Source organism: Agrobacterium sp. GW821-FHT14E08 (genome assembly GCF_058803865.1).
This window is the reverse complement of the sequence record NZ_JBXAPJ010000001.1, coordinates 629,233-651,155: the sequence shown is the minus strand read 5'-3', so window position 1 is coordinate 651,155 and position 21,923 is coordinate 629,233. Positions and strand designations below refer to the sequence as shown.

Here is a 21,923-nt window from a genome sequence, read left to right as displayed (position 1 = left end):
AAGCATTTGTCGCGGTTTCAAATAATTTCACTCTGCGGCGACAGAAATATTCCTCTGCTTGCTTCCGGCAACTATCCTGTTGAAATCCTTCTGGTTCGGGCAGGCCGACAGACGCTGCTGGAATGCCGTGGCCAGCCACTGGCCGGCCGGGCCGGCGGGTGAATCGACACGGCGGAGCGCAAAGAGCGGGTACTCGCCCTGCTCATAGGCCTCGAGGTCCAGCGCCTTCAGGCTGCCATTGGTCAGATCGTTGCGGACGATCGATGCGGGCAGACCGCCCCAGCCGAGACCGCCCTTGATGAGCTGATATTTCGTGGCGATGTCGCTCACCCTCCAGGTCTTGTAGGACAGAACGTTGAAATCACGTCCCTTGGTCAGCCCCGACGCGTCGGTGACGACGAGTTGCACCTCCTCGCGGACATCGCCAAGGACCAGCGGCCGTTCGATCTGCGCCAGCGGGTGATCCGAAGCCACGACCGGCAGCATGAAGGAATGCCCGACCTTTTCGACGACCAGTTCGTCATCCTGGCGCAGCAGCGCGCCGCCGATGCCGATGCCGGCCTTGCGGGAAAGCACCATGTCCATGACCATGCCCAGCTCGCCGACATTGAGGCTGAGGGTGACAGTGGGGAATTCCTTGCGAAAATCCCGCAGCACGGCCACCATGGCCTCCGCCGGCACCATGGTACTGATGGCGACGGAAAGTTCCGCCTCAAGCCCCTGCTTCAGCCCCTTGGCGCGCGCGCGCATTTCCTGCAGGCCGGCGACGATGCGCCTTGCATCCTCAAGCATGGCGCGGCCTTCATCGGTCAGCCGCGGCTGGCGAACGCCATTGCGCTCGAACAGGGTGACTTCCAGTTGCGCCTCAAGATTGGCGATAGTGTAGCTGACCACCGACTGGGCACGATTGAGCGTCCGCGACGCGGCGGAAAAACTGCCGGTCTCAGCCACCGTCAAAAACACCTGCAATTGGTCGAGCGTCGGGTTCGCGTCCATGTTCCATCCATTTCATCGATAGATGGCTTCCACATTATCACAGTTTTCTTGATGGCAGCAATTCCTCATATAGGGGGCAATGGAAGGGCGTCGTGCTCTCCCGCCCTCCCAAGGCGCCCGTCAATTCATCGCATATTGCAAGGAAAGACCATGTCCAACATTCTGCTCATCACCTCCAGCCCGCGTGGCGAGGAATCGGTCTCCAACAAGTTTTCCGGCGAACTCGCCAGCAAGCTGAAGGCCAAATCGGCTTCCAACACCCTGGTCCACCGCGATCTCGCCGCCGACCCCATTCCGCATCTCGACACCGTCAAGACCGCTGCCATCCGCAAGCCGGCTGACCAGCGCACGGCTGAAGAAGCTGTTGCCGCCGACTATTCCGACAAGCTGGTTGCCGAGCTTCTGGCTGCCGACACGGTCGTTATCGGCACCGGCCTCATCAACTTCAACATCTATTCCGGCCTGAAGTCGTGGATCGACAACGTCGCCCGCGCCGGCCAGACCTTCCGCTACACCGAAACCGGTCCGGAAGGTCTTGCCAAGGGCAAGAAGGTCTACATCGTGCTCGCAGCAGCCGGCGTTTATTCGGAAGGCCCCGCCGCTCCGCTGAACCATGCCGTGCCCTACCTCAAGACCGTTCTCGGCTTCATGGGCATGACCGATGTGGAAGTGATCTATGTCGAAGGTCTGGCATTCGGCCCGGAAGCCGTCGAGAAGGCCGTTGCAGCCGCCGGCGCCAAGGTTGCCGAACTGGCGCAGGCCGCCTGAGCCTGTCTGATGGCGGCGTGATTGCCGCTATCAGCCGACCCACAATCCGTGACGGCCGTGGACCTGGTCCCGGCCGTTATTTTTTGCCGCGTAGAGCCGCGCATCGGCCTCCGATAGAAGCGCGCGAAAAAGCTGCCCGTCCTCGAAAGCCGTGGCGACACCGATGCTGACGGTCAATGGTGTGCCGTCCGGCCGTTGCAGGTCCGCGAGGATCGCCATTCTGAGATTGGCCGAAAAGGTGAGCGCGGCCTCATGCGGCACCGCCGGCAAAAGCGCCACGAACTCCTCGCCGCCGAAGCGGTACAAATGGCCATGCGGCTGCACGATGCGTTTCAGCACAGCGGCGAATTCCCGCAATATTTCATCGCCCTGCAAATGCCCGAACGTGTCGTTGACGGTCTTGAAGTGATCGATATCGACGATCAGCACGCTGACAGGGCGCTTTTTCTCCAGGCATTCCACGACAACCGAAGGCGCATCGAGCTCCATGCGGGCGCGGTCCGATACGCCGGTTAGCATGTCGCGGCCGGAGCGGGACAAAAGCTCCTCGTAGCGTTCCCGGAAGGTGAGGTCGTTGAAAACATCGGCAACGCTGCGGCGCGTCAGGAAGCGGCCCTTTGCCACCGTCAGCTTGAGATAGATGGCGAAGAGCAGAGAATAAATGGCGACCGCCGCCATTTTCGCCTTCCAGCCATCGTAAAAAACATCGATCGGCGCGTTCAGCATATATCGCAACGCCGCGTAAAAACCGGCCTGATCCAGGCTTAGAATCACGACGCCGCAGATTGCGAAACGCAGCACGATATGGCGCTGCAAATAGCGCCCCAGCTTTTCGTAGAAAAGGATGATGGCGATGGCGTCGATATAAAGAAGGCTGGTTCCCCAGACCATCAGCACGCCCATCTCATCCAGAAAACCGGCGCTGACCGATTGTCCGGGCACAATCGCCACCGTCTGATGAAAATGGATGATCTGCGCCATGATGACGGTCAGTATATTGCCGAGAAGCAGGCCGTAGATCGGCTGGCGGACGACCGCCGCATCCTCCCGCATATAAAGCATCAGGATCATCATCAGCTTGCCGGCAAAAAGGATCGAGGAGCCGGGAGATGCCACGCCGAAGGGCAGCTCGACGTAAAAGACGGCCGCCAGATAGGTCTCCAGAAAATGCATTACCCCCAGCGCGGTGAGAAAAACACCGATGCCGAGAATATGCCGGTAATGAAGGAATGCCGTCATTACCGCGAAATAGACGATGGCCTCCGTCGCGAAGAGTGCCAGATTTGCCCATTGCATCGGCACATGCCCTATCTATCCACGTCGCGCGTTCATTGGCGCGACTCCATGCTCCTCGGGGACGATAGGCCGAAGCAACCAACGGAATCTTAATGCAAGTCGCAAGAAACCGTCATCATTTTCCTGGGAAAAGCGATGCGCCGTTCTGGTCGATGATCAATCTTGCCTTGCGGACCGTAAACTCCACTGCATCGTCCAGGCTGGTGAAGACATCGGCGCGAACGAATTCGTGCACCAGCACTTCATCACCGACCTTTTTCTCGATACGGCCAGCCAGCCGGAACTGTCCGCCTTCTTTCAGCGGTGTCGCATAGATAAGATATTCGCCATGCGCATGCGGCTCCGCCTGGGCCGTCTTCTGCGGCGCGTCGGAAGACGGCTGGCCGGAGCCGAAGGCCGAGAGGATTTTGGAAAAAAACGATGCCATGGCTTTCACTCCCTCAATCTATGTCACGTTCGAAGGGCGGAGATGATCCGCCCTTCCCTGTCTTTAACTCCCCGATCAGATGATCAGGTTCGACAGGATATCGTTTTCGGTGATGTCTTCATAACCGAGACCCGCCGCCTCGAAGCGCTCCAGCAGGCCGGCGAAATTCTCCTTCGCGCTGGTTTCGATGCCGATCAGGATCGAACCGAAATTGCGGGCCGATTTCTTCAGATATTCGAAACGGGCGATATCGTCGTCCGGACCGAGAAGGTTGAGGAAATCGCGCAAGGCGCCGGGACGCTGCGGCAGGCGTAGAATGAAGTATTTCTTCACGCCGGTGTAACGCATGGCGCGTTCCTTCACATCCGGCAGACGCTCGAAATCGAAATTGCCGCCGGAGACGACGGCGATGACCGTCTTGCCTTCCAGCTTCTCACGGCCGAGCTTTTCGAGTGCGGCGATCGCCAGCGCGCCCGCCGGCTCCAGCACCACACCTTCGAGATTCAGCATCTCGATGATCGTGACACAGATGGCGTTTTCCGGGATGAGCAAGACCTGCTCGGCCGGAAAGTCCTTCAGCGCCTTGAAGTTCAGGTCGCCGATGCGGGCAACGGCGGCGCCGTCAACGAAATTGTCGACCTTGTTCAGCGTCACCGGTTCACCGCGCTCGATGCTCTTCTTCAGGCTCGGCGCACCTTCCGGCTCGCAGAACACGAAGTTCTCCTTGCGGACCGTGCCGGCGAGAAAACCTGAAAGACCCGCAGAGAGACCGCCGCCGCCAACGGGCATGACGACGATATCGGGCTTCGTGCCTTCCGGAAGCTGATCCATGATTTCGGCAGCGACCGTCGCCTGGCCCTCGATGATGTCCTCATGGTCGAAGGGCGGCACCATGTAGCCGTCATTGTCCTCGACATATTTGCGGGCAGCGGCGTAACATTGGTCGAATATATCACCCACCAGACGGATGCTGATGAATTCACCGCCGAAGATGCGGGTCTTTTCGATTTTCTGCTGCGGTGTCGTCACCGGCATAAAAACGACGCCGTGAACGCCGAAATGGCGGCAGGCGAAAGCAAAACCCTGCGCGTGGTTACCGGCCGACGCACAGACGAAAATCTTGTTCTTGCCAGCCTTGGCCACCGCCTTGCGGAGAAAATTGAATGCGCCTCTAATCTTGTAGGAGCGAACCGGGGACAGATCTTCACGCTTCAGCCAAATCGACGCGCCATACCGACGGCTGAGATGTTCATTCAACTGCAACGGCGTTTCCGGGAATATTTCCCGCACTTCCCGCCGCGCTGCTTCCACAAGCTGCTTGTCCACGATAGTCAATCCATTGAAATTCATAATGGCACCCGCTATGCCATAGGAAGGCGTCCGAGACAAAGACTCATTTCAGCGCGGCAACGAACTCCGGGTTTCATTTCTTGAACAGTAACCTTCTGCGCTCGGTCATCTATGTGGCTTCCATCTTCGGGCTTTACATGGCGACGGCCATGTTTCTGCCGGCGCTCACCGATCTCTATTACGGCAATGACGACTGGATGGTGTTTGCGCTGTCGGGTTTCATGTGCGGCGGTTTTGCGCTTGCCTGTGCGCTGGCGACCCGCGGGCCGATAGCCTCCTTCAACAAACGTTTCGGCTTTCTGCTCGTCAACCTGCTCTGGCTGGTCTTTTCCGTCGTCGGCGCGGTTCCGCTTTACCTGTCCGAACTCAACCTGACGCTCGGCCAGGCAATATTCGAATCCGTTTCGGCCATTACCACGACAGGATCGACAGCCATCGCCGGTCTCGACAACGCACCGCAGGGCATCCTTCTCTGGCGTTCGCTGCTGTGCTGGCTTGGCGGTATCGGTATCGTGGCGCTCGGCCTCTTCATCCTGCCGCTGCTGCGCGTCGGCGGCATGACCTTTTTCCGCATGGAATCCTCCGATACCGGCAACGACCGGCCTTTTGCGCGGCTGGCGAGCTTCACCCGGGCTTTCGTGGCCATTTACATCATCATGACGCTTGCCTGTACCATCGCTTACGATTTTGCCGGCATGTCGCATTTCGATGCGCTGAACCATGCCATGTCGACGGTCGCGACCGGCGGTTTCTCCACCCATGACGCGTCTTTCGCCTATTTCAACAATACGGCGCTGCTTTGGATTGCCACCATCTTCCTGATCTTCGGCAGCCTGCCCTTTTCGGTCATGATCCTGCTAGCCGTGCGCCGCAGGCTGGAGACGCTGCGCGATCCGCAGATCGCCGTCTTCCTCGGCTATCTCTGCGCGATCTCGATTGCGGTCGGTGTTTATCACCACTTCAGGAACGGCGTGCCCTTGGATGATGCGCTCAGCCATTCCTTCTTCAACATGACCTCCATTCTTTCCACGGGTGGTTTTGCGAGTGACGACTATACGCTCTGGGGGCCCTTCGTTGTCGTCGTCGCCTTTTTCGCAACATTCATGGGTGGGTGTTCCGGCTCGACGGCGGGCGGCATCAAGGCGTATCGCTTTCTCATCATGTTCAATGTCGTGCGGGCGGGGCTGAAAAAGCTGATCTATCCGAACGCCGTCTATTCGGTGCGTTACGGCCAGCAGGTGGTCGATCCCGATACAATCAGAACGATCTTCCTCTTCGTCAGCTGCTTCATAGCGCTGTGGATCGCCGGCAGCCTCGCCATGAGCCTGATGGGCTATGATTTCCTCACCGCCACCTCGGCCGTTGCGACCTCGCTTGCCAATGTCGGCCCCGGCATCGGCCCGATCATCGGACCGGCGGGCAATTTTTCCACGATCAGCGATCCGGCGCTTTATCTCCTTTCGGTAATGATGCTGCTCGGACGCCTGGAAATCCTCACCGTTCTCGTGCTCCTGATGCCGATTTTCTGGCGTAGCTAAAATGGCAGCGCGCTCTTTCAGCCTTTATGAATAAAGCGCTTGACCTTCCCACGTTGGAATAGTCCAGGCTCCTCCTGTCACGACTTCCAAACCAAGGAGAACCGCCTATGTGCACCGCCCACCAGCATCACCCCGAAACCGCCGCCGCACCTGTTGATGCCGACCTTTCTTTCCATGTTGAAGACATGACCTGCGGTCACTGCGCCGGTGTGATCAAGGGCGCGATCGAAAAGACCGTTCCCGGTGCCGCCGTGCATGCCGATCCGGCAAGCCGCACGGTCGTGGTTGGCGGCGTCTCCGACGCGGCCCGTATTGTCGAAATCATCACCGCTGCTGGCTATACGCCGGAAGCGCGCGCCTGATCGGATGGAATACCGGCGGCGCTTTATCCCCGCTGCCGCCGGCTTCGCCTTGCATGCCCGGTTTCACGCTGCACTTAGTTTATACCCGGCGAATGACATAAGCATTCGCCCCTCTTACCTCCCCAAACGGCAGATGCCCTCTCCTTTTTTGATCAGGGATGGTGATGGAGGTTTTCCGGTTTTAATGAAGCGAACACCATCCACATGCCGTTACACACCGGGCTTGTGCACGCGTCTGACTTCAGTTTTCGGCCGGTAGATAAAACCACAACATTTGTTGTATTCGTGATGTTCCCCTCCTCCGTCATTCCGGCCTTGAGCCGGAATCCAGCCAGCCCAAGTCCTTGGGCTGAAAGGAATTTTCCCGTCGTGCAGACGCACGTCGGCTGGATTCCGGCTCAAGGCCGGAATGACGGAGGAGAGGCTCGAGGGCCTTCTCATAAAAAAGACCCGGCTCTTGCGAGCCGGGCCTCTGTTCATCAGCAACATCACGCCGGTTTACTTCGTCGTCAGATCCTTCGTCATGATAAAGTAGTTGAGCGGATGCGGCTTGTAGTTTTCAAGCTTGGCCGAATAGGCGTCGAACACGGTTTCATGGATGAGGAAGACCGAGACGGCCTCGTCATATATCTTTTTTGCCGCTTCGCCGTAGATGGCGTAACGCTTGGCGGGCTCGGCCGCAGCGTAAGCGGATTTGATCAGCTTGTCCGTATCCGCATTGCAATAATGCGAGATGTTGTAGCTGCCGCCGCAGGTATAATCGGCGTTGAGGAAACCGGCCGGTTCGGCGACGTCAGTGGCGTAACCACGCGACAGCAACGCCATGTCGAAATTGCCGGCCAGCATATCCGGTTCGATCGCGCTATAGTCGGCAACGCGAACATCGACCTTGATGCCGACTTCCTGCAGCTGGGCCTGGATAATCGCCGCGACATCCTTGAGCTCCGTCTTCGCCGTATAGGCGAGAAGCGTCACTTTCAGACTGCCGGGTGCAACTCCCGCTTCCTTCAGCAGAGACTTTGCTTTTTCCACGTCATAGGTGGACTTGGATTCCTTTTCAGCCCAGGGCTCACCCGCTGCGAAGGGCATGGCCGCGCCCTTGACCACACCTTCATAGATACTGTCGGCGATGCCGCCCGTATCGATGGCGGCCTGGATCGCCTGCCGGACTTTGATATTGTTGAAAGGCGGTTTCGAATTGTTCAGCAACAGTTCCGTGATGCGGGGCGATGGGATCGGCGCAACCTTGACGCCATCCGTGGATTCGATGGTCTTGACCGTCCATGGCGGGACGAGGCGCGAAATCTGCGCTTCACCGGTACGGGCCTGGGTAGCGCGGGTATCGGCATCGGGCACGAAATTCACGCGTCCGCCCGCAAGCTTCGGCATGCCGCCCCAATAATCGTGATTGGCTTCCAGAACCATATGCTGGCTGGGGTCAACCTCCGTGATCTTGAAAGGTCCGGTGCAGGTTCCCACCGGATCGACCTTGCCGTCCTTATAGGCGGATGGAGCAAGGATGGAGGTGGCGGGGCTCGCCATCTGCGCCGGCAGCAGCACCGAAGGCTCGATGGTGGTTATCTTCACGACATCGTCGCCGCCAGCCTCGACAGCGGCGATCAGCTTCGGCGAAAAGGCGCGGGCCGGAACGGGCGCCTTCAGAAGATTGCTCAGCGCATTGACCGCGGCCTTGGCATCGAGCGGCTCACCGTTCTGAAATTTGACGCCCTTGCGCAGCTTGAATTCCCACACCTTGGGATCCGTCTGTTTCCAGGACTCGGCAAGGCTTGGCTCCAGCTTCATATCATAGCCGACGCGTACGAGGCTCTCGAAGCAACCCGCGCGTGAGCCGAGATAGGCGTCGTCAGAAGCCATCTGCCAACCGGTTTTCACACCAAAATTATCGTCATAGGTAATCGTGGCGGCCTTTGCCGCGTCAGCTCCGAACGAAACCACAATGGCGCATGTCGCCAAAAGTGTGTGTTTGACCATAGAATATTCCCCTTTTATTTTTGATGACAACGCTCACGATTCATTCACATTCACAAAATTTCCAATTTTCATTTATTACTTTTTTGAATGACAAAGCATATCCTCTAGATGTTTGCTCAACATCCATCTGAATATTATTCATTTTATGTTTTTATACTCGGAATATAATTCCGATATTAAATCGCAAACGCACTATTCATCTGTTTTTATCGGGTCAGAAGACTGTTATTGCGTTGTCCCTCAGCCCCACTCGCGCCAATGGTGACAGCGTGCGGAATGCTCCCCGGCGACCGTTTCCAGAACCGGTTCCTTTTCGCCGCAAATCTGCGTCGCATATTTGCAGCGGGTGTGAAATTTGCAGCCGCCGGGAGGATTGAGCGGGCTTGGCAAATCTCCGTCCAGAAGCATTTCCGGCGCATATAGTCCGGTCTCATCCAGCATCGAAGAGGCGATCAGCGCCTTCGTATAAGGATGCTTCGGTGCCCGGAAAAGCTCCTCGCGGTCAGCGATTTCAACGATGCGCCCGAGATACATCACCGCGATGCGGTCGCAGAGATAACGCACAACACGAAGATCATGGGAAATCATCAGGACCGTCAAACCGTGACGGCGCTTCATGTCCATCAGCAGGTTGAGGATTTGCGTGCGCATCGAGGCATCGAGCGCCGATGTCGGTTCATCGCACACAAGGAAGCTCGGATTGAGAAGAAGCGCGCGCCCTATGACCACGCGTTGCAATTGCCCACCGGAACACTGGCTTGGATAACGGTCATAAAAGGAAGCATCGAGGCCGACTTCTTCCAGCATCTTGAAAACACGGGCCACACGTTCATCGCGTGTGCCGATGCCATGCTGGGCAAGCGGCGCTTCCATGCTCTGGCCGATGTGCATGCGCGGATCGAGCGCGGAATAAGGGTCCTGAAACACCAGTTGCACGACCCGGCGCATGCGCCGGAGCGTCTCACCCTGCATATGCAGAATATCGTGATCGCCAATGCTGACCTCGCCTTTTGTCGCGTGGGTCAGCCGCGTTATCAGTCCGGCGACGGTGCTTTTACCGCAGCCGGATTCACCGACGAGACCCAGCACTTCGCCTTCGCCGATGGTGAGGGAAACATCGTCGACGGATTTCACCACCCGGTGACCAAGCCCGGATATCGGGTAATATTTGCAGAGGTTCTTCGCCACCACATAAGGGTGGTTCTTGCTGTCCGCCGATGGCGGGGTCTGTGTCTTCTCAGTCGATAACATCGCTACCCTCCCTCAGCAGACCGCGTGACTGGTATGGCTGGCATGGTCATCGTCAACCGCCCAGCACCGTGCTTTGCGCCCCTCGGGCAAGCTATTCAGATCGGGTTCCGATGCCATGCACCGGCTGCCCATGCCAGCCGACTTGGCCAGCGCGCAACGCGGATGAAACCGGCAGCCGCAGGACATGTCATGGGCCTGCGAACTGGAGCCCGGGATCGTCAGCAGCTGGCCATCGCTGTCTGTCGTCAGAAGCGAACAGCTGATCAGCGCCTTGGTGTAGGGGTGTTGCGGTGACTTGAGGATTGCCTGGGTCGGCCCCTCCTCGACAATACGACCGGCATACATCACCGCTATCCGGTCCGCGAATGCGGCGACGACCGACAGGTCGTGGGTGATGAGCAGCGTCGCAAGCCGGCGCTTGCGGCGCTCATCGTCAAGCAACCGCAATATCTGTGCCTGCACGGTGACATCGAGCGCCGTTGTCGGTTCGTCGGCGATCAGCAGTTGCGGATTACCAGAGAGTGCCGCCGCGATCATGACACGTTGCGCCATGCCGCCCGAAAGCTCATGGGCGAAACATTGCGCCCGCGCCGACGGATCGGGAATTCCGACATCCGACAAGAGGCCGACAACCCGGCTGAGAGCCGCATGTCGGCTCATCTTGCGGTGGATCCAGAGCGGCTCGGCAACCTGTGTCCTCACCCGGCTGGTCGGATCGAGCATGGCCTGGGGTTGCTGGAACAGCATGCCGATATCGGCGCCGCGCAGCGCATCAAGCTCGGAGGATGACAAGGCCAGAATATCGCGACCGGCAAAGGAAATACGGCCGGAATTGATTTCCGCGCCCTGCGGCAAGAGCCGCATCAGCGACAGCGCCGTCATGCTCTTGCCCGATCCGGATTCGCCGACGAGAGCGACGACTTCGCCAGCATTGACGGAAAGCGTCAGGCCCGAAATAACAAACTTGCGGCCATTTTGCGCCGGCACCGAAACGTGCAGGTCCTCGATTTCCAGAAGCGGCATCCGCTCCGGAGATATGGCCGTATTGGCATGCGTTTGTCCTTCGATATTCATAAGAGTTCCCCTTATTATTTTTGAATCGGAGGCATTTGCGTATTTTCATGCGGCTTTAGGCGATATTACTCTCCTTCCGGATCTCGATCATCGTTTGTTTCATGAACCTCAGTGACCGTTCGTTTTCTTGGTCTCCAGGTTGAGGCCATGGCCGATCCACGTGACGCTGAGCGCCGACAGGAAAATCGCCAGACCCGGTGCGATGACGAGAACGGGCATCCGCTCCGCATAAGCCTGCGCATCCGCCAGCATCAGCGCCCAGTCGGCGGCCGGCGGTTGCACGCCGAGGCCGAGAAACGACAATCCACCCACCGTGATCAGCTTGTGGCCGAAGCGCAGGAAGGCAACGGCTGCGATGGGCCAGATGGTGTTGGGGATGACATGCCGGAAGATGATGAAACGCCGCGTGCAGCCCAGTACTTCGGCGGCGCGGATATATTCGCGTGAATTGATGGAAAGCGTCAGCCCGCGTGCCAGCCGCGCAAAGGGTGTCCAGCCGACAATGGTCAAAGACGCGATCAGCGTTCCATATCCCGGACCGAAAATGGCGACGAGGAAAATGGCGATCACGACATCCGGTATGGCAATGAGCAGATCCACCACGCGCATCAATATCTCGTCAAGGACGCCACGGCTGCGGCCGCTGATAATGCCGATAAAGGTTCCGATGACGACCGACAGAATGACCGTGATGGCGGCAATCGTGACCGTGAAACGGCCGCCGATCAGCAGCCGGCTCAGGACGTCGCGCCCCAGATGGTCGGTTCCCAGCCAATAAGCGGCGCTGGGGGCATTCAGCCGCAGGCGCAGATTCTGCTGCGCGGGATTGTAGGGCGAAATCCACGGCGCGATCACCAGCAGGAGGATGATGACGAGAAAAATCGCCGATCCCGCATAGAAGGTCCAGTGCCGCCGGCTGATGAAGTCCGTGAACCGGGACAGTGTCGAGGGGCGCTTGGGCGTGGTCATCGGCATGGCGGCAGCTGTCGCGCTCGGAAAGTGACTAATGGTCATGGTGACCTCGCATTGCTGGATTGATCAGGACATAAAAGCCGTCGGCCAGGGTATTGATCAGAATGGACAGGGCGACGATGCAGATGAAACCGCCCTGCAGCATAGGAATATCCCGGTTGACCACGGCGTCGTAGAGCAGCCGGCCCATGCCGGGGATTGCGAATATCACTTCTACAACCACCGATCCGCCAAGCAGGCCAGCAAGCCACAATGCGAAGAAGGTGACGACCGGAAGCGAGCCATTGCGGACACCGTGCCGCAGAACCGTGCTGTGCATGCCGAGGCCGCGGCTGCGGGCCGCCGTGATGTAAGGCGCACGAAGAACCTCGGCCATGGCGGCGCGCGTCACCTGCGTGAAATAGGCCAGCGGACGCAAGGTCAGGGTCAGGGCGGGAAGCACCAGCGAGCGCCAGCTATCCCACCCCGCAGATGGCAACCAGCCAAGATAAAGCGCGAAAACCAGCGCCGACATCGGCGCGAACCAGTATTCCGGCGTTGCAACGAAGGTCTGGATCATCAGCGTCGCGAAATTATCCAGCCGTCCGCCGGGGCGCATCGCTGCCAGCGTGCCGAGCGGCAGGGCGACGGCGACGGCAATCGCCAGGGCAGTCAGCGCCAGTGTCACCGATACCCAGAGCGACCGCAAAAGCTCGGCGGCTACCGGTTGGCTGCTGGTGAAGGAAAAGCCGAGATCGCCCCGCAGCGCGCCAGACAACCACGCGAAATATTGCACATAAAGCGGACGGTCCAGTCCGAGGCTTACCCTCAGCGCCTCGACCGCATGCGGATCGAGCGCCGTATCGCGCATGCGCGACATCAAAATGGTGCGGGCCGGATCGCCGCCCGCCATATAGGGCAAAAGAAACGCGATGACGGAAACGATCGCCAGCATCAGGCACAGAATAAGAAAGCGCTGTAATATCTGTATCCACATGGCCTGGTCTCCTTCACCACAATTGGTGTTTGCACTGCAATCGGCTGCCGGTGCCCGACAGGGAACGGCTGTTTATTTCGCGAGGCGATGTAATTCCGTCAGTGGACCGGACGTGCCCTTCAGCATGCCGGACCGCTTGGGCACCGCCGCCACCGCTGCAAAATCGGGATCTTCCGATTGCGCCAGGTCCTGGATGATCGGGCAATCCGGCTCACCATTATCAGGGCAATAGGTCGCGAGATTTCGAAGCGTGTCGGCCATGTCCCGAAGCGAATGCATCTTGGCTTCCAGGTCGACGACATGTTCCATGACGATGCGCTTGACATCGCAGGATGCGCCGCCCGGATCGCGCCACAGGGTCATGAGTTGCCGGATCTTTTCGATTGAAAAACCGAGGTCGCGACCGCGCCGGATGAAGCGCAGCGTTTCCAGATCGTTGGCGGTATAGACCCGATAACCGGATTCCGTGCGGTTTGCCGATTTGATCAGGCCGATCGTTTCGTAATGGCGGATCATCTTTGCAGAAACACCGGATGCGGTCGCGGCTGTGCCAATATTCATCGATCCTGCTCCTATCTTTCGGGGGTGAAAAACACGTCTGCATGAATGTCGGCGGTGCGAATGCCCCTTGCCAGAAGCTGCGGCACCGTCGCCTCGATCATCGCCGGCGGGCCTGCGAGATAGGCCTTCCAGCCATCGAGATCGTCAAAGTCATCCGCCACGGCTGAGCCGACATAACCGCACCGGATTTGCGCATGTTCCTCATTCGAGAGAACCGGAATGAAGCTCAGATTACGGTGCGTTGCGGCAAGTTCCTCGAAACGGTCGACCATATAGAGGTCACGCTGCGCACGGGCGCCGAAATAGACGTGGATCGGGCGCTCGCGACCCGTGGCCCGGCCCGCGGCAAGCGCTGCCTCCACCACCGCCTTCACCGGCGCCAGCCCCGAACCGCCGGCAATGCCGAGGATCGGTCCGCAATGTTTTTCGCGCAGGTATGAAGACCCGAAGGGACCGACGAGCGTGACAGGATCGCCAGCCCTGGCATTCGCGAAAATATGGCCGCTCGTGACGCCGCCAGGGACATGCCGGATGTGGAATTCTATCAGTTCCTCATCGATGCGGCTGGCGATGGAATAGTCACGCGGCGAACAGTCCTGATAAAGCAGGCGCACATATTGCCCCGCCTTGAAGGTGAACAGTTCGCGGTCGCTGAGCCTGATCCGAATGATCTTGATATCATGCGTCGCGTCAATCGCTTCAGCAATAACGCCTTCGAAACGGCCGGTCGGAATATCGGCGAACTCATCCTCTCCGTCGAGCCAGCCGATGGTCACGTCGCTCAGCGGCACGGCGCGGCAGGCGAGCGTCAGGCCCTCGACCTTTTCCTCTTCGGTCAATGAAAAGGGCGTGTGCTTGAGAAGGTCGATCTCACCCGAGACGAGGTGCGATTTGCAGGCCCCGCACCGGCCCATGCGACAGCCATGCGGATAAGAAATCCCGGCGGCAAGGGCGGCCTGAAGCACGGTTTCACCCTGCGCCGCCAGAATGCTGCGTCCGATCCGCGGCAGATAGACTGTGTTTCCAGGCGTCATGACATCAGCCTCCTATTCGGCCGCTGCGAGTTGCGTGTCGGATGATCTGTCCACAAGCGGCGGGCGAAAGCTTTTGAGGCGCAGCGCATTCGTCAAGACGAACACGCTGGAAAGCGCCATGGCTCCGGCAGCAAGAACAGGCGACAGCAGAACGCCGTTGACAGGATACAATATTCCGGCCGCCACGGGAACGAGCGCGGCATTGTAGGCGAAGGCCCAGAACAGATTCTGGCCGATATTGCGGATCGTGGCCTTGGAGAGCGCGATGGCATTGGCAACGCCGCGCAAATCACCCGACATCAGCACCACATCGGCGCTTTCAATGGCGACATCCGTACCCGTGCCGATGGCAAGCCCGACATCGGCTGCCGCAAGGGCCGGCGCGTCGTTGATGCCATCGCCGACAAAGGCAACCTTCCGCCCGCCAGCGGCCAGCCTCTTCACAGCATCCACCTTGCCGTCGGGCAAGACTTCCGCCACCACCTCATCGATACCGAGACGGCGGGCGATGGCTTCGGCGGTGCGGCGGTTGTCGCCGGTGATCATCGTGACCTTGAGACCAAGCGCATGCAGCGCCGCTATCGCTTCCGGCGTCGTCGGCTTGACCGGATCGGCAACGGCAATGATCACTGCCAGTCTGCCATCCACGGCGGCATAGAGCGGCGACTGCCCTTCCCGGCCAAGCCGGTCGGCTTCGTCCGCGAACATCGTGACATCGTAACCGAGCTTCACCATGAACCGGTCCGCTCCGGCCTCGACCCTGCGACCGTCAACCGTTGCCGCTACGCCGAAACCAGGGGTCGCCTCAAAGCCCTCCGCATCGGCAAGCGTCAGGCCGCCATGTTTCGCCGCCTCGACAATCGCTTCGGCAATCGGATGTTCGGAACGGCTCTCAAGCGAGGCGACAAGGCGCAGCACTTCATCCGGATCGAAGCCTTCCGTCGTGGTGAAATGAACCAGCGTCGGCTTGCCGAGCGTCAGCGTGCCGGTCTTGTCGACGGCGATGACGTCGGCGTCACGCAGGGTCTGGAGCGCATCGCCGCGGCGGAACAGGACACCCATCTCGGCGGCACGGCCAGTTCCGACCATGATAGATGTCGGCGTGGCAAGGCCCATGGCGCAGGGGCAGGCAATGATGAGGACTGCGACGGCGTTGACGAGCGCAAAGGTCAAGGCGGGATCCGGCCCAAGCACGAACCAGACGATGAAGGTGGCGAGTGCTGCCAGCATCACCGCCGGCACGAACCAGTTGGTCACCTTGTCCACCAAAGCCTGAATGGGCAGCTTGTCGGCCTGTGCCTCCTCGACCATGCGGATGATCTGGGCGATCAGCGTATCGGCACCCACCTTGGTGGCGCGGAAGGTGAAGGAACCATTCCTGTTGACCGTGCCGCCGACAACTTCGGAGCCTGCCACCTTGGTCACCGGTACAGGTTCGCCGGTAATCATCGATTCATCGACATAGGAGGAGCCATCAAGCACCAGACCGTCAACGGGCACCTTCTCGCCGGGGCGGACCACGATCACATCGCCGGTCACAACATCCTGCAGCGGCACGTCAATGGTTTCACCATTGCGCAACACGCGGGCCGACTTGGCCTGCAGGCCGACGAGCCGCTTTATCGCCTCGCTGGTGCGACCCTTGGCGCGCGCTTCCAGAAAACGGCCGAGCAGGATCAGCGTGACGATGACCGCCGCGGCCTCATAGTAGACATTGGCCGTGCCTCTCGGCAGGATCTCGGGCACGAAAGTGGCAACCACCGAAAATCCCCAGGCGGCGGCGGTGCCCAGCACGACAAGCGAATTCATGTCCGGCGCCAGCCGCAGAAGCGCCGGTATGCCCTTTTTGAAGAAGCGTAAGCCCGGCCCGAACAGAACGAGCGTGGTCAGCGCAAATTGCAGATACCAGCTTTCCCGCATGCCGACGGTTTCCATCACGAAGTCATGGATGGCGGGCACCATATGCGAGCCCATTTCCAGAACGAAGACCGGCAGCGTCAGGGCGGCGGCGATAGCAAGGCTGATTTTCAGACCGCGTAGTTCAGCTTCGCGCCGGTCGGGCTCATCACCCTTGGCTTTATCCGCGGCAGTTTCGCTCGCCTTATAACCCGCCTGCTTGATCGCTTCCGCCAGGGTGGCGGCCGAGACGGCATTGCCGGCGACGCGGACAGTGGCGCGCTCCGTCGCCAGATTGACGCTCGCACCGGAAACACCGGAGACGGCCTTCAGCGCTTTTTCGACACGCCCGACACAGGAGGCGCAGGTCATGCCCTCAATATCGAGCTCGACGGTTTTCTCTTCGACGCCATATCCCGCATTCCGGACGGCATCGATAACGGCCAGTACATCAGGCGGACCGGAAAAAGAAATATCGGCGCGTTCCGTTGCCAGATTGACCGAAGCCTTGAGGACACCCGGCACCTTGGCAATCGCCTTTTCCACACGGCCAACACAAGAGGCGCATGTCATCCCATCGATGGCTATCGTATGGCTCGCCCGGAGCTGGATTTGTGACATGCTTATGACCCCTCTTTTCTTGTATTAAAAAAAGATAGGGCTTCCCATCGTGGCAAGGTCAATAGGCTCTTTTGGGTGATTTTTACGGAAAAATGCCGTCTGCTTAACCACGTTCATTTTTTAGGCTAACCCGCCTGATTCAGTGCGGTCTATGCCAAAAAATGAGCGAATCCGGCGTAAAACCCATGCGGAAAGCCCGCAGGTCGCAGAAAAACGAGAGAGAAATCTTGTAATCTGGAATGAAAATGGTGCGGACGGCGGGACTTGAACCCGCAAGACCAATGGTCGGCAGATTTTAAGTCTGCTGCGTCTACCGATTTCGCCACGTCCGCAATGCCGCGCCGCTTGCCGATCCGGCTCTGGCGCTGCAAAACTGTTTCGTCATTGTTCGGGCCTTGGACAAACAGCGTCCAGCCCCAAGCCTCCACAGTGCCTCATCTACACAGGAGGGACCGTTTCGGTCAACGGGGCCTTAGCCACACCAGGACTGATTTTTTGCCGAGGCCGGATGTGCCAGACCTTCCCGCACGAGTTGATCGGCAAAGGACACGCCCGAACGCGAAAGCCGTTTACGTTCCATGGTTTGCTCGCCCGCGGCCCCGGAAGAGGCCACATCGAAGGCGCCGGCATTCAGCATATCCCGAAGCCTGACCTTCGCAACGAAACCGCGCTGGCGCTCTTCCATGCATCGCGCCCGGTCGATCTGCGGAACCTCGATACCGGCAAGCTGCATTTTCACGCCCTTCATCCAGAAGGTGTTGCCATCAGCCACGCAGTTGTTAAGCCCCGAGCGGCCGCAAAAGGCAAAGGCGCCGGTTTTTTCTCCAAGCGAGATTTTTTCGACCGATGGACGTGTTTCCGGCAGGATAGCAGCGACCTGCGCCGGCGGCATGGCGATTGAGCGTGGCGGCACCGGCCCGCTGCCCGGCAAGACCGGCGATGCTGGCCGAATGGCCGCCACCCTCTCCGGCGCGGCGGCCTCGCGTTTCGCGGCAACGGCAACCTTGGGTGAATTTGTCGTCGTCTGCGTGGACCTCGCGGCATGCCGCTGTGGCAGAAGGCTGTCGCGATGTTCATAAGCCTGAATGCCGCCGGCAACCACGCCCAGCATCAGCACCCAGGGCCACACGCTGCCGCCGCCCGATTTCTTCGCCGTGCGGCGCCGTGCTGTCGATTTTCGGTTGCTCACGATCGGACTCCTTTTTACGGAGCCGCATTATCGGCCAAAGGAGTTTCCGAAAGGTTGGCATTTTAGAGAGTTTGCGTTTTCCCCAAATCGCGAAAACGATCTAACGCCTTGTTTTTGCGTATTCCCGGGCGAAAATCCGCGGTCCACCTTTTTGGTGGAAGTGCCTCAAGAGAGCTGTGGAAAACCGTCAGCGAACCTGATCGAGCAGCCGCTTGCATTCGAGGAGGTCGAACAGGGCTTCCTGCAAAAGCGCCTGATCATCCTTGCCGATACCTGACTTGCCGACCGATATTTCGGCATCGCCGCCGCCACCGCCGAAGCCGAAAAAACGGCCGCTCGGCTTCGCCTTCGGACGGCCGACGACCTCGTCCCCATCGGTATCGATGACGCGCGGTTCGGCGACTTCCTTTTCACCGCTCGCCGCCATGATGGCTTCCATGGTGGCGAGATCGCCGGAGGCGATGGCCGCCACGAAGCGGTTGCCATTGGCTTTCAGCAGCTTCTGGACACCCTTGATGGTGTAGCCATGGTCATAAAGAAGATGACGAATGCCCTTCAGGAGATCGATATCATCGGGGCGGTAATAACGGCGGCCCCCACCCCGTTTCATCGGCTTGATCTGCGGAAAGCGCGTTTCCCAGAAACGCAGCACGTGCTGCGGCAGGTTCAGCTCATCCGCCACTTCACTGATCGTCCGAAACGCGTCGGGGCTTTTGTCCAAATTTCCACTCCCATCCGGACCCGGAGCGCCTTGCATAAAGCCGGGCACTGAACAAGAACGCTTCTCAACCGCCGATCCGTGCATCACAAATCGCGAAGACCTCAAGCGATCCCCGCATCGATGCCCGAAGCGGCAAGATGCCATTTATTAAAATTGATTATGATGCGAGTCGACCGGATTTCAACGGCTTGCACGTTGAAATTCAAGTATGTTCACAGGAAGAATGGAGAAAAGGCCTGCCGGGGGGCAAAAAAGGCTTTGGGACGGCCGGCTCAGGAGCCAGCCTTCTGGCCCTTTTGTTTAGTTTTGCGGGCCGTATGCGCCTTGAGAATACGCTGTTTCAGCACGTTCGAGGCCTTGAAGGTCATGACGCGGCGCGGCGAAATCGGAACTTCCTCACCCGTTTTCGGGTTGCGGCCGATGCGCTCGTTCTTTTCCCTGATCTGGAATGTCGCGAAGGACGACAGCTTGACGACCTCACCACGGGTGATCGCGTTGCAAATTTCGTCGATGATCGTTTCGACCAGTTCGGCGGATTCGGTGCGGGACAGCCCGACTTTACGAAACACAGATTCTGCAAGATCTGCGCGTGTCACTGTCTTCCCGGCCATTTTTCCCCACAAACCGTGTCTGAATTTTTCTCTAGGAGCCGCCGAGATTATTTCCCTTGTGGCGACCGGTCAAGCGATTGTTCCAGATTCATTTGAGGCTTTCGGCAATCAGTGCAAGGGCTTAGAGCGACTGATACGGTTTTGACACAGGCTCGGGCCGCTCCAGCGCATCTGATCGGGGCATCAGCGCGAAAATTACAACCGATTTCGCGCCATCACCCCGGCAAACGCACAAATTGCGCCTTACCAACGCAGCAGCACCGCGCCCCAGGTAAAGCCGCCACCCATGGCTTCCAGCATGACCAGATCGCCCTTCTTGATACGTCCGTCACCGGCCGCAACGGCGAGCGCCAGCGGAATAGAGGCCGCCGAGGTATTGCCGTGCTGATCGACGGTGATGACGACCTTTGCCGGGTCGATGTTGAGCTTCTTCGCGGAACCGTCGATGATGCGCTTGTTCGCCTGATGCGGAACGAGCCAGTCCAGGTCATCCGCCGTCGTGCTCGTCGCCTCGAAGGCCTGCTCGATGACGTCGGTGATCATGCCGACGGCGTGCTTGAACACTTCCCGGCCTTCCATGCGCAGATGACCGACCGTACCTGTCGTGGAAGGTCCGCCATCGACATAGAGCTTTTCCTTGTGCGAACCATCGGAGCGCAACTGCGCGGTGAGAATACCGCGATCGTTAGAGGTGCCCTCGCCTTCGCCAGCCTCAAGCACAAGCGCGCCGGCGCCGTCACCGAACAGAACGCAGGTGGTGCGGTCCTTCCAGTCGAGAATGCGCGAGAATGTTTCCGAACCGATCACCAGAACGCGCTTGGCCATGCCACCACGAATATAGAGATCGGCGGTCGATACGGCATAAACGAAGCCGGAGCAAACGGCCTGCATGTCGAAGGCGAAACCGTGGGTCATGCCGAGGCGGTTCTGGATGTTCACCGCCGTTGCCGGAAAGGTATTGTCCGGGGTCGATGTAGCCAGAATAATGAGATCAATATCGTCAGGCGTCAGGCCGGCATTGTCGAGGGCGGCGCGGGCCGCCGCCTCGCCAAGCGACGCGGTCGTTTCACCTTCGCCGGCGATATAGCGCTGCCGGATGCCCGTGCGCTGAACGATCCACTCGTCAGAGGTCTCGACGACGCCTTCGATTTCACTGTTGGTCATGACACGCTTCGGAAGCGCTGCCCCGAAACCACGGACTATAGAACGGATCATTCCCTTATTCCTCGTCAGCCACGAGAGCTTCGGGCGCCGGGGGCGGAAGCCGTCTTGCGTGGTAAATCTTCAGATCGTTTTCAATTTTCGCCGTCAGTCCGTTATGGACCATGTCGTAACCGACATCGACGGCGGAAGCAAAACCGATGGCATCCGTGCCGCCATGGCTCTTGATGACAATGCCGTTCAGGCCGAGAAACACGCCGCCATTGACCTTGCGCGGGTCCATTTTTTCCCTAAGCACGTCAAAGGCGCTTTTCGCCAGGATATAACCGATCTTGGCAAAGAAGCTGCGGGAGATCGCCTCACGCAGAAGCGTGGTGATCTGGCGCGCGGTGCCTTCGGCGGCTTTCAGCGCGATGTTGCCGGTAAAACCTTCGGTCACCACCACATCCACCGTACCCTTGCCGATATCGTCGCCCTCGACAAAACCGCGATAGTCAATGGTACCGAGATCGGCCTCGCGAATGAGACGTCCGGCCTCACGCACCTCTTCCTGACCCTTGACCTCCTCGACGCCGACATTGAGCAGGCCAACGGTCGGACGGTCGATATCGAACAGCGCGCGCGCCATGGCGCCACCCATCAGGGCGAAATCGAGCAATTGCTGGGAATCGGCACCGATCGTCGCACCGACATCGAGAACGATGCTTTCGCCTTTCAGCGTCGGCCAGATGCCGGCGATCGCCGGGCGTTCCACCCGCGCCATGGTGCGCAAACAGAATTTGGCCATGGCCATCAGCGCGCCGGTATTGCCGGCGGAAACGACGACGTCAGCTTCACCCAGCTTCACGGCCTCGATGGCGCGCCACATGCTGGAGACGTAACGGCCGCGACGAAGCGCCTGGCTCGGCTTTTCATCCATGCCGACCGAGACTTCACAATCGTGAAAGACCGACTTTTCCCGAAGGGCGGGATATTGTGCCAGAATGGGGTCGCATTTGCTCTTCTGCCCGTAGAGCAGAAAAGTTACATCATTATGCCGTTCAAGCGCCTTGGCAGCACCGGGTATGGCAACATCAGGGCCGAAATCGCCACCCATGACGTCAATCGCTATTCTGATCACTCGTCCC

General features: G+C 59.2%; 20 protein-coding genes and 1 tRNA gene. 3 read left to right on the top strand and 18 right to left on the bottom strand.

Features of this window, described 5'->3' with window-relative positions:
* Positions 1 to 27 precede the first annotated feature (27 nt).
* The gene (locus AC1ROR_RS03170) at positions 28 to 996 is read right to left on the bottom strand and encodes a LysR family transcriptional regulator (RefSeq protein ID WP_142172155.1); all 969 of its coding nucleotides are present in this window, start codon (positions 994 to 996) and stop codon (positions 28 to 30) included.
* Between the two features lie 150 nt (positions 997 to 1,146).
* Here AC1ROR_RS03170 and AC1ROR_RS03165 point away from each other — a divergent pair, with 150 nt between their 5' ends.
* Entirely contained in the window at positions 1,147 to 1,764 is a 618-nt protein-coding gene (locus tag AC1ROR_RS03165) for an FMN-dependent NADH-azoreductase (protein WP_035217771.1), read from the top strand.
* Between the two features lie 30 nt (positions 1,765 to 1,794).
* Here AC1ROR_RS03165 and AC1ROR_RS03160 read toward each other — a convergent pair whose 3' ends face one another.
* The 3 genes from AC1ROR_RS03160 to ilvA form a co-directional block, all read right to left on the bottom strand.
* Positions 1,795 to 3,060, bottom strand: a complete 1,266-nt coding sequence (locus AC1ROR_RS03160) for a GGDEF domain-containing protein (protein WP_498588582.1) — start codon at positions 3,058 to 3,060, stop codon at positions 1,795 to 1,797.
* Positions 3,061 to 3,175: 115 nt separating this feature from the next.
* Positions 3,176 to 3,487 carry an HlyU family transcriptional regulator gene (locus tag AC1ROR_RS03155; RefSeq protein ID WP_142172159.1) on the bottom strand — a complete coding sequence of 104 codons (312 nt, stop codon included), beginning with the start codon at positions 3,485 to 3,487 and terminating at the stop codon, positions 3,176 to 3,178.
* A 75-nt stretch (positions 3,488 to 3,562) separates the two neighbouring features.
* The gene (gene ilvA / locus AC1ROR_RS03150; protein ID WP_080722820.1) at positions 3,563 to 4,837 is read right to left on the bottom strand and encodes a threonine ammonia-lyase; all 1,275 of its coding nucleotides are present in this window, start codon (positions 4,835 to 4,837) and stop codon (positions 3,563 to 3,565) included.
* 80 nt (positions 4,838 to 4,917) lie between these two features.
* On the opposite strand from ilvA, the gene AC1ROR_RS03145 reads away from it, so the two are divergent.
* Together AC1ROR_RS03145 and AC1ROR_RS03140 are read left to right on the top strand one after the other, a co-directional pair.
* Positions 4,918 to 6,375 (top strand): TrkH family potassium uptake protein, encoded by a 1,458-nt coding sequence (locus tag AC1ROR_RS03145; protein WP_035217776.1) that lies wholly within the window; start codon positions 4,918 to 4,920, stop codon positions 6,373 to 6,375.
* Between the two features lie 107 nt (positions 6,376 to 6,482).
* A complete protein-coding gene (locus AC1ROR_RS03140) occupies positions 6,483 to 6,737 on the top strand; it encodes a heavy-metal-associated domain-containing protein (RefSeq protein ID WP_498588581.1) in 255 nt (84 codons plus the stop codon).
* 498 nt (positions 6,738 to 7,235) lie between these two features.
* On the opposite strand, the gene AC1ROR_RS03135 is transcribed toward AC1ROR_RS03140, so the two are convergent.
* From AC1ROR_RS03135 to plsX, 14 genes are all read right to left on the bottom strand, one after another.
* Positions 7,236 to 8,729 carry an ABC transporter substrate-binding protein gene (locus tag AC1ROR_RS03135; protein WP_035217778.1) on the bottom strand — a complete coding sequence of 498 codons (1,494 nt, stop codon included), beginning with the start codon at positions 8,727 to 8,729 and terminating at the stop codon, positions 7,236 to 7,238.
* Between the two features lie 240 nt (positions 8,730 to 8,969).
* Positions 8,970 to 9,980: an ABC transporter ATP-binding protein gene (locus AC1ROR_RS03130; RefSeq protein ID WP_498588580.1), complete on the bottom strand. Its 1,011-nt coding sequence runs from the start codon at positions 9,978 to 9,980 to the stop codon at positions 8,970 to 8,972.
* A gap of 12 nt (positions 9,981 to 9,992) precedes the next feature.
* Complete coding sequence (locus AC1ROR_RS03125) at positions 9,993 to 11,054, bottom strand: ABC transporter ATP-binding protein (RefSeq protein WP_498588579.1); 1,062 nt, start codon at positions 11,052 to 11,054, stop codon at positions 9,993 to 9,995.
* Positions 11,055 to 11,162: 108 nt separating this feature from the next.
* A complete protein-coding gene (locus tag AC1ROR_RS03120; protein WP_051795859.1) occupies positions 11,163 to 12,068 on the bottom strand; it encodes an ABC transporter permease in 906 nt (301 codons plus the stop codon).
* Positions 12,058 to 13,002 carry an ABC transporter permease gene (locus AC1ROR_RS03115; RefSeq protein WP_035217782.1) on the bottom strand — a complete coding sequence of 315 codons (945 nt, stop codon included), beginning with the start codon at positions 13,000 to 13,002 and terminating at the stop codon, positions 12,058 to 12,060. The genes AC1ROR_RS03120 and AC1ROR_RS03115 overlap by 11 nt, the downstream gene beginning before the upstream one ends.
* Before the next feature lie 72 nt (positions 13,003 to 13,074).
* On the bottom strand, positions 13,075 to 13,563 hold the full coding sequence (gene cueR / locus AC1ROR_RS03110; RefSeq protein WP_035217785.1) for a Cu(I)-responsive transcriptional regulator: 489 nt from the start codon (positions 13,561 to 13,563) through the stop codon (positions 13,075 to 13,077).
* Between the two features lie 11 nt (positions 13,564 to 13,574).
* Complete coding sequence (locus tag AC1ROR_RS03105; protein ID WP_498588578.1) at positions 13,575 to 14,597, bottom strand: 2Fe-2S iron-sulfur cluster-binding protein; 1,023 nt, start codon at positions 14,595 to 14,597, stop codon at positions 13,575 to 13,577.
* Between the two features lie 12 nt (positions 14,598 to 14,609).
* Complete coding sequence (locus AC1ROR_RS03100; protein WP_498588577.1) at positions 14,610 to 17,114, bottom strand: heavy metal translocating P-type ATPase; 2,505 nt, start codon at positions 17,112 to 17,114, stop codon at positions 14,610 to 14,612.
* Between the two features lie 246 nt (positions 17,115 to 17,360).
* Positions 17,361 to 17,446: transfer RNA gene (locus AC1ROR_RS03095), tRNA-Leu, on the bottom strand.
* Between the two features lie 140 nt (positions 17,447 to 17,586).
* Positions 17,587 to 18,303, bottom strand: coding sequence for a nuclease (locus tag AC1ROR_RS03090; RefSeq protein ID WP_216331135.1), 717 nt, complete (start codon positions 18,301 to 18,303; stop codon positions 17,587 to 17,589).
* Between the two features lie 187 nt (positions 18,304 to 18,490).
* Positions 18,491 to 19,024: a MerR family transcriptional regulator gene (locus AC1ROR_RS03085; protein ID WP_080834117.1), complete on the bottom strand. Its 534-nt coding sequence runs from the start codon at positions 19,022 to 19,024 to the stop codon at positions 18,491 to 18,493.
* 272 nt (positions 19,025 to 19,296) lie between these two features.
* Complete coding sequence (locus tag AC1ROR_RS03080; protein ID WP_216331131.1) at positions 19,297 to 19,635, bottom strand: integration host factor subunit alpha; 339 nt, start codon at positions 19,633 to 19,635, stop codon at positions 19,297 to 19,299.
* Positions 19,636 to 19,878: 243 nt separating this feature from the next.
* Positions 19,879 to 20,850, bottom strand: coding sequence for a beta-ketoacyl-ACP synthase III (locus AC1ROR_RS03075; protein WP_498588576.1), 972 nt, complete (start codon positions 20,848 to 20,850; stop codon positions 19,879 to 19,881).
* 4 nt (positions 20,851 to 20,854) lie between these two features.
* Positions 20,855 to 21,916 carry a phosphate acyltransferase PlsX gene (gene plsX, locus AC1ROR_RS03070; protein WP_035218905.1) on the bottom strand — a complete coding sequence of 354 codons (1,062 nt, stop codon included), beginning with the start codon at positions 21,914 to 21,916 and terminating at the stop codon, positions 20,855 to 20,857.
* Positions 21,917 to 21,923 lie beyond the last annotated feature (7 nt).

Bases quoted from the DNA above. Each gene is read 5' to 3' on its own strand.
- AC1ROR_RS03170 (WP_142172155.1), bottom strand. From the start codon at position 996: ATGGACGCGAACCCGACGCTCGACCAATTGCAGGTGTTTTTGACGGTG.
- AC1ROR_RS03105 (WP_498588578.1), bottom strand. From the start codon at position 14,597: ATGACGCCTGGAAACACAGTCTATCTGCCGCGGATCGGACGCAGCATT.
- AC1ROR_RS03160 (WP_498588582.1), bottom strand. From the start codon at position 3,060: ATGCAATGGGCAAATCTGGCACTCTTCGCGACGGAGGCCATCGTCTAT.
- AC1ROR_RS03135 (WP_035217778.1), bottom strand. From the start codon at position 8,729: ATGGTCAAACACACACTTTTGGCGACATGCGCCATTGTGGTTTCGTTC.
- AC1ROR_RS03100 (WP_498588577.1), bottom strand. From the start codon at position 17,114: ATGTCACAAATCCAGCTCCGGGCGAGCCATACGATAGCCATCGATGGG.
- AC1ROR_RS03140 (WP_498588581.1), top strand. From the start codon at position 6,483: ATGTGCACCGCCCACCAGCATCACCCCGAAACCGCCGCCGCACCTGTT.
- AC1ROR_RS03115 (WP_035217782.1), bottom strand. From the start codon at position 13,002: ATGTGGATACAGATATTACAGCGCTTTCTTATTCTGTGCCTGATGCTG.
- AC1ROR_RS03075 (WP_498588576.1), bottom strand. From the start codon at position 20,850: ATGATCCGTTCTATAGTCCGTGGTTTCGGGGCAGCGCTTCCGAAGCGT.
- cueR (WP_035217785.1), bottom strand. From the start codon at position 13,563: ATGAATATTGGCACAGCCGCGACCGCATCCGGTGTTTCTGCAAAGATG.
- AC1ROR_RS03080 (WP_216331131.1), bottom strand. From the start codon at position 19,635: ATGGCCGGGAAGACAGTGACACGCGCAGATCTTGCAGAATCTGTGTTT.
- ilvA (WP_080722820.1), bottom strand. From the start codon at position 4,837: ATGAATTTCAATGGATTGACTATCGTGGACAAGCAGCTTGTGGAAGCA.
- AC1ROR_RS03165 (WP_035217771.1), top strand. From the start codon at position 1,147: ATGTCCAACATTCTGCTCATCACCTCCAGCCCGCGTGGCGAGGAATCG.
- AC1ROR_RS03125 (WP_498588579.1), bottom strand. From the start codon at position 11,054: ATGAATATCGAAGGACAAACGCATGCCAATACGGCCATATCTCCGGAG.
- AC1ROR_RS03120 (WP_051795859.1), bottom strand. From the start codon at position 12,068: ATGACCATTAGTCACTTTCCGAGCGCGACAGCTGCCGCCATGCCGATG.
- AC1ROR_RS03130 (WP_498588580.1), bottom strand. From the start codon at position 9,980: ATGTTATCGACTGAGAAGACACAGACCCCGCCATCGGCGGACAGCAAG.
- AC1ROR_RS03155 (WP_142172159.1), bottom strand. From the start codon at position 3,487: ATGGCATCGTTTTTTTCCAAAATCCTCTCGGCCTTCGGCTCCGGCCAG.